Below are 6421 nucleotides of genomic sequence, written 5' to 3'. Positions count from 1 at the left end.
GCCTCCGCCCCCCTCCCCCGCAGGGGGAGGGAGAGGGAGAATGCGTCAGCCGTTGAGCATCTCGAACACGGCTTCGTAGCCGTTGACCTCGGCGAAGCGCAGGGGCTTGACCCGTTCGACCAGGATCTCGCCGCGCGGGGTGTCTCCGCGCTCGATCAGGCCGATCACCTCAGCCGTATAGTCGGCCAGGGGCATGGAGGCGGGGTTCTCGGCGTGGCCCGGCATCAGGTCGGTGGCGACTGCGGGCGGGGCCAGCTCCAGCACCTCGACGGCGGTGTCCCGCAGCTGATGGCGCAGGGACTCGGTCCAGGAGTGGATGGCCGCCTTTGTGGCGTTGTAGGTCGGGGTCGCCGCCAGGGGGATGAAGGCCAGGCCGGAGGTGACGGTCATGATCGTCGCGGCGGGCTGGGCCTGCAGATGGGGCAGCAAGGCCGCCGTCAGGCGGATCGGGCCCAGCAGATTGGTGGCGATGGTCGCCTCGACGGTCGCGAAGTCGAAGGGGCGGGCCTTCAGGTCCTCGACCTTCATGATCCCGGCGTTCAGGATGACCGCGTTCAGGGCCGGGTGATCCCTGACCACCTGTTCGCCGAAGGCGGCGACGGCGGCGGGATCGGCGACGTCCAGGGCGGCCCAGGCCATGCCGGGATTGGCGGCGGCGACGTCCTTCAGCACGTCTTCGCGACGGCCGGTGATGATGATCTGATTGCCGCGGGCGTGCAGGGCCTCGGCCAGGGCGCGGCCGATGCCGGTGCCGCCGCCGGTGATCAGGATGGTGTTTCCGCTGATGTTCATGGGGCTCTCCTCAGGGGTGCGTCAGTGCGGAAACTCAGTTATGACGGTCACTCTCCATTGGAAAGTAGGTACTGGAAACCGCCATACTTACCGCGAAGGAAGAAATGGACATGACGGCTGTTCCGCCCGCAAGAATTTCACACCCCGAGACCGGCGAGGTCGCCGATCCGCGCGTCGAGGCCCTGGTCAACGAGGTGATCGGCCGGGTGGCCGACAAGTGGACCATGCTGATCCTGGAGGTCCTGGCCGAACACGGCGAGACCCGGTTCACGCGCGTGGGCGAACTGGTCGGCGGCATCAGCCAGAAGATGCTGACCCAGACCCTGCGTCAGATGGAGCGCGACGGCCTGGTGGTGCGCACGGTCCATCCGGTCATCCCGCCCAAGGTCGAATACCGGCTGACCGACCTGGGCTTCACCCTGGCCGAGGCGTTTTGCGGGGTGTGGACCTGGGCGGAGAAGAATATCGACCGGATCGAGGCGGCGCGGGCGGCGTTCGACGCGCGGAAGGGATAGGCGCCGATCCAGAGCGGGCGACGCAAGGTCCGAGAGGGGGCTGTTCACCCCCATCTGCTCACAACTCTGAACTTGACGCTCTCATGATCTTTTCGAACTGAAAAGCGTCCCCGTCTCCGGGAAGATCGTCTTGCGCCTCAGGATTGTTAGGGCCGGAGTGATATTTGTTGAAGAACTCGATGATCCTGAAGCCGCACTTGTTGACGTAGAAGTGGATGTTTCGCTTCTCGAAATACGGCGTGTGCGTCTGCCAGGCGATCGTCTCGGGAAAACGGTCCTCGATGGCGCGCCAGGCCTTGAGGCCGAGCCCCCGACCCTCCTCGCCGACCTTCAGAAAAAAGAGGTCGAGAGAGTTGCGGTGGGTCACGGGGTCGATTGTGACGACGGCGCCGCCGACCTTCCGGCCATCGCACAATATGCGCAGCGCCACCGCGCCAGGGGATTCGACGGCGCCGTCCAACACCTCGTCCGAGGGTATCGGCCCGTCTGGAAGGTCGCCGAACTCATCGACGACCGCCACTGCGAACGCGTCCTGCAGCTCTTTCTTGAAGATCGCGAACTCGGCGGGATCGGCTTCGGCGAGGGTGATCGTTTCGCTGGTCATTCGGAGGCCTTACACCGCAATCGCATGCAAATTGAGTCTGCCAAGGGGTCGGTTTATGAAACAGGCGCCCGCCATAGAACCAGACCCTCGCGACCGCTGAGGAGAAAGCGGCCGGGTGATTTCGCGCCTTACCCCTGCACCTTCTCGGTGATGAAATGCCGGCCCTGTCTGTCTTCGATCTCGACCACCCAGAGGTCGGGGTCGTAGCCGCGCTGGCGGGCGATGTAGGCGTCCAGTTCGGCTTCGCTGTCGCTGGTCACCGGCTGGATCCACAGGGGTTCACCGTCGTTTCCGAAGGCCTCGGTGTAGAGTTTGGCGGTGCGGGTCGCGGTGTCGTAGGCCTTGACGATGACCGAGCCGGCGCGGTCGTCGCCCTTCCTGACCACGGTGGCGTAGGCGCCCTCGAGCTCGACGCGGCGGATCAGGGCGCTGACCCACAGGTCGCTGGATAGAAGCAATTCGCTAACCCTGTACGGAAACCAGACCCAAAGGCGGGACGTGCCAGGGTCAGGGGATGAGAATAGGCTCTTCCACCCGGCGAACCCAAGCCCTGATCGCCGCCGCCCTGATCGCCGCCCCGGTCGCGGCGGGTGCGGGCCCGGCCCCTTTACACAACAGCCCCCGCCCGCCCGCCCCCCCCCGCCGCCGGGCCGATCGGGCTGGCGATCCTCGTAGTCGCCCCGGAACCGGCCGCAGACCAACAGGCCGTTGTCGTTGCTGATCTCCTCATCGCCGCAGCGCGCCAGCTCGATCGAGGTGCCGCGAATCTGGCCGCGCATGTCGCGACAATCGGCGTACAGGCGGCCCCGGTGCGTATAGGCCTCGGTGCAGGACCGGGCGTAGCTGCCGCGCGGCGCGACCCGCTGGGCGGTGATGTCCTGGCCCGAAGCCAGGGCTGCGGCCATGGCGGCCCCAAGCAGAATGGACATGATGTTTCTCCTCTCCCGAAGGCGAAAGCCTCGACTACCGCGAAGGTTGCCTCGGCGCACATGAACCGTGGCTGTACGTGAATGTTCGGCGGCGTTTTCTTTTCGGGCGAATAGGCCTATATCGAAACCATAAGCGCCCGGTCGAAAGGCCGGGCGCCGTCGTATCCAACGCCAGCCGAACCCCCATTCGGCGGCCCCACCATTCCGGGACGAACGCCCCATGAGCGACATTCTGATGCCGAAGGCCACTGCGGTCTGGCTGGTCGACAACACCTCCCTCAGCTTCGAGCAGATCGCCGATTTCTGCGGCCTGCATCCGCTTGAAGTGCGCGGCATCGCCGACGGCGACGTGGCCCGCGACATCCGCGGCGTCGATCCCGTCACCGGCGGCCAGCTGACCCGCGAGGAACTGGACAAGGCCCAGGCCGACGAGAACTATCGCCTGAAGGCCATCGTCAGCCGTCACGCCGAACTGATGAAGTCGGCCAAGCCGGCCCCCAAATACACGCCGGTCTCGCGTCGCCAGGACCGTCCGGACGCCATCGCCTGGTTCGTGCGCAACCACCCGGAAGTGACCGACGCCCAGATCGCCAAACTGCTGGGCACCACCAAGTCCACCATCGAAAGCGTGCGCAACCGCACCCACTGGAACAGCGCCAACATCAAGCCGGTCGATCCCGTCACCCTGGGCCTGGTCGGCCAGCTGGTGCTGGACGAAATCGTCAAGAAGGCCGCCGACAAGAAGACCAAGGACGACCTGAAGAAGGGCGGCGGCACCATCCAGCCCGTGGAAGAGGTCGAGGCCGAACCCGAGTTCGTGCCGGAAGCCCGCCAGCGTCCCGGCGCCGAACCGACCGCCGCGTCGGTGTTCGGCACCAAGGACTGAGACGCGTCGCCTCCTCCCATCGCTACGCGACAGGGCGGAGACAGAACGAAAAACGGCCCCGGAGATCGCGCTCCGGGGCCGTCGTCGTTTTCGGGAGGTCGTGCGCCCCTTAGTGGGCCCGCGCCTCCAGACTGGTGATTTCTTCCTTCAGCCGGAGCTTCTTCTGCTTCAGCTCCCTGACCTGCAACGTGTCCACGGACGGACGGGTGAGCTCCTTCTGGATCGTCTGATCCAGGGTGCGATGACGATTACCCAGTTCGCGAATACGAGCCTCGATGGTCATGGCTTGCGCCTCCGTAGGTTAGGGACCAGTAGAGTGAGCGCCCGGTTCGGCAGGCTGTGGAATCACATTCCAGTGACAGCCGGTCTCGCCGGACCCACGGAGGCTGACCCTTAAAATGGTCCATGATGTGAACGGAGCCATACGGAACCCTCCTTATCGGCTGGTCGTAGGAATTTCAGGGGCTTCCGGAGCGATTTATGGCGCACGGGTGCTGGACGCCCTGAAGGATCTCGGCGTCGAGAGCCATCTGGTGGTGTCCAAGGCGGCCCTGCTCACATTGTCGCAGGAGACCGATTTGTCGCCCGCCGACCTGACGGCCAAGGCGACCGTCGTCCACAAGATGGCCGACGTCGGGGCCACCATCGCGTCGGGGTCGTTCAAGACCCTGGGCATGATCGTCGCCCCCTGTTCGGTGAAGACGATGAGCGAGATCGCCACCGGCGTGACCTCGTCCCTTCTGACCCGCGCCGCTGACGTGACCCTGAAGGAACGTCGGCCTCTGGTGCTGATGGTGCGCGAGACGCCCTTCCATCTGGGCCATCTGCGGACCATGACGGCCCTGACCGAGATGGGGGCGATCATCGCCCCGCCCCTGCCCGCCTTCTACGCCCGGCCGGCGTCGATCCTGGAGATGGTGGACCAGTCGGTCGGCCGGTCCCTGGACCTGTTCGGCCTGGACTGGAGCGCCGTGCGGCGCTGGGAGGGGCTCAAGTGACGGCCGCTCAATCCACACCCCTGTGGGACTGGGCGGTCGCCGCCTATGGCGCGCCGGGCGTCAGCGAGGCCTGTGTGGCCTTGCAGGACAATCATGAGCAGAACGTGCCGGTCCTGCTGTGGTCCGCCTGGATCGCGGCCACGGGTCGCAATCCGGACGCCGAGACCATCGAGGCCGCCTGCGACACCGCTCGCGCCTGGGACAGCGTCGTGGTGGCGCCGCTGCGTGCGATCCGCCGCACCCTGAAGGCGCCGATCCCCGACATCGACGACGAACCCCGCCAGGCCGTGCGCGACCGGGTCAAGGCGCTGGAGCTGCTGGCGGAGCGACACCTGCTCGAGGCCTTGGAGGCCCTGGCGTTGGAGGCCCCGACAGGCTCGCCTCGCCCCTTTGTCGAGGCCCTGGTCGCGACGGCGCGGGTCTGGGCCCAGGTTACGCCGCGTCCCGCCCTGATCCGGCTGGCCGACGCCCTTCCGGCCTGAGACGCCGGTGGCTATAATCGTTTCGGGGATTGCACGATGAATGACGACGTTCCGGAATACAGCGAGGAAGAGGCGGCGCTTCACGCCCGCGTCAAACTGCTGCGCCTCGAACATTCCGACCTTTCCGCCTCCATCGACGCCCTGACCGAAGCCGCCGTTCCCGACCAGCTGATGATCGCCCGACTGAAGCGCAAGAAACTGGCTATCAAGGACGAGATCGTGAAGATCGAGGACCAGATCCTGCCCGACATCATCGCCTGACCCTTCGGCGGATTGCGCCGGGCGCGGAATGTTGATAACGACTCGCAAAACAACGAGGGCGATCATGGCGACTGCAAGCACCGGCTGGGACGCGCGCTATGCCGCGACCGACGACTATGTGTTCGGCACGGCCCCCAGCCGCTTTCTGCTGAACCACGCGAAGGCTCTGACACCGGGCAGTCGGATTCTCGCCCCCGCAGACGGCGAGGGTCGCAACTCCGTGTATTTGGCGTCTCTGGGTCACGATGTGGTGGCGACCGACATCTCGCCATCCGGCCAGGACAAGGCGCGAAGCCTGGCTCGCGAAGCGGGCGTGGAGGTGGATTTCAGGGTGCAGGACCTGCAGGACTGGGCTTGGCCCCAGGCCGCCTATGACGCCGTGGTCGCTGTCTTCATCCAGTTCGCCGCCCCTGATTTCAGACACCAGATTTTCGAGGGCATGAAGAGGGCCGTCAAACCCGGCGGCTTGATCCTGCTGCACGGCTACACCCCGCGCCAGATCGAATACGGCACCGGCGGTCCGCCCCAGGTGGACTACCTCTATACGCCGGAGCTGTTGCGCCAGGCTTTCGGGGATTTCGAGATCAAGACGCTGGACGCTTATGACGCCGATCTTCACGAAGGTTCGGGCCACCATGGCCGCTCGGCCCTGATCGATCTGATCGCACGCCGTCCCCTGGGCTGACGCTCTGCGACCATCCGCCGCCAGACGACGGCCCAAAAGTCGCCCCAGCCGCCGGGCATAAGCCGGCCTCCCCTGGGACGGCCGCCGCGAGACCGCGCCGCCGCGCCTTCAAATCCAGAGCGTGAATACGCTGGAGACGCCGCCGAATGCGACGCCTGCTGACCGACGCGCCCCTGGCGCGCTGCAAGAGCCTTCTGATCCACTCCGGCCAGACGGTCTCCTTCGCCGCCGTGGCCGTGCTGGCCGCCGCCGCCGCCGCCGCCCTGACG

General features: G+C 66.2%; 10 protein-coding genes. 6 read left to right on the top strand and 4 right to left on the bottom strand.

Annotated features, from left to right (window positions below; all coding sequences use genetic code 11):
• Positions 1-45: 45 nt before the first annotated feature.
• The gene (locus tag ER13_RS15245) at positions 46-792 is read right to left on the bottom strand and encodes an SDR family oxidoreductase (protein ID WP_035310590.1); all 747 of its coding nucleotides are present in this window, start codon (positions 790-792) and stop codon (positions 46-48) included.
• Positions 793-902: 110 nt separating this feature from the next.
• Here ER13_RS15245 and ER13_RS15240 point away from each other — a divergent pair, with 110 nt between their 5' ends.
• Positions 903-1307, top strand: coding sequence for a helix-turn-helix domain-containing protein (locus ER13_RS15240; protein WP_230307712.1), 405 nt, complete (start codon positions 903-905; stop codon positions 1305-1307).
• Positions 1308-1365: 58 nt separating this feature from the next.
• On the opposite strand, the gene ER13_RS15235 is transcribed toward ER13_RS15240, so the two are convergent.
• Positions 1366-1911 carry a GNAT family N-acetyltransferase gene (locus tag ER13_RS15235; protein ID WP_035310586.1) on the bottom strand — a complete coding sequence of 182 codons (546 nt, stop codon included), beginning with the start codon at positions 1909-1911 and terminating at the stop codon, positions 1366-1368.
• A gap of 128 nt (positions 1912-2039) precedes the next feature.
• Complete coding sequence (locus ER13_RS15230) at positions 2040-2369, bottom strand: DUF1491 family protein (RefSeq protein WP_035310599.1); 330 nt, start codon at positions 2367-2369, stop codon at positions 2040-2042.
• A gap of 691 nt (positions 2370-3060) precedes the next feature.
• On the opposite strand from ER13_RS15230, the gene ER13_RS15220 reads away from it, so the two are divergent.
• Complete coding sequence (locus ER13_RS15220; protein ID WP_008263868.1) at positions 3061-3726, top strand: DUF1013 domain-containing protein; 666 nt, start codon at positions 3061-3063, stop codon at positions 3724-3726.
• Positions 3727-3835: 109 nt separating this feature from the next.
• Here the strand turns inward: ER13_RS15220 and ER13_RS15215 are convergent, their stop codons facing one another.
• Positions 3836-4009: a YdcH family protein gene (locus ER13_RS15215; RefSeq protein WP_008262715.1), complete on the bottom strand. Its 174-nt coding sequence runs from the start codon at positions 4007-4009 to the stop codon at positions 3836-3838.
• 115 nt (positions 4010-4124) lie between these two features.
• Here ER13_RS15215 and ER13_RS15210 point away from each other — a divergent pair, with 115 nt between their 5' ends.
• The 4 genes from ER13_RS15210 (at position 4125) to ER13_RS15195 (ending at position 6152) form a co-directional block, all read left to right on the top strand.
• Complete coding sequence (locus tag ER13_RS15210; protein ID WP_052005156.1) at positions 4125-4724, top strand: UbiX family flavin prenyltransferase; 600 nt, start codon at positions 4125-4127, stop codon at positions 4722-4724.
• Positions 4721-5206 (top strand): TIGR02444 family protein, encoded by a 486-nt coding sequence (locus ER13_RS15205; RefSeq protein ID WP_052005155.1) that lies wholly within the window; start codon positions 4721-4723, stop codon positions 5204-5206. Before ER13_RS15210 ends, ER13_RS15205 begins: the two co-directional genes overlap by 4 nt.
• A gap of 36 nt (positions 5207-5242) precedes the next feature.
• Positions 5243-5467 carry a YdcH family protein gene (locus tag ER13_RS15200; protein ID WP_008264154.1) on the top strand — a complete coding sequence of 75 codons (225 nt, stop codon included), beginning with the start codon at positions 5243-5245 and terminating at the stop codon, positions 5465-5467.
• 64 nt (positions 5468-5531) lie between these two features.
• A complete protein-coding gene (locus tag ER13_RS15195) occupies positions 5532-6152 on the top strand; it encodes a cyclopropane-fatty-acyl-phospholipid synthase family protein (RefSeq protein WP_035310584.1) in 621 nt (206 codons plus the stop codon).
• Positions 6153-6421 lie beyond the last annotated feature (269 nt).

This window comes from Brevundimonas sp. EAKA, from assembly GCF_000698025.1.
Classification (GTDB): Bacteria; Pseudomonadota; Alphaproteobacteria; order Caulobacterales; family Caulobacteraceae; genus Brevundimonas; species Brevundimonas mediterranea_A.
Note: the sequence above shows the minus strand (reverse complement) of the source record. Positions and strands in the feature narration are given on the sequence as shown.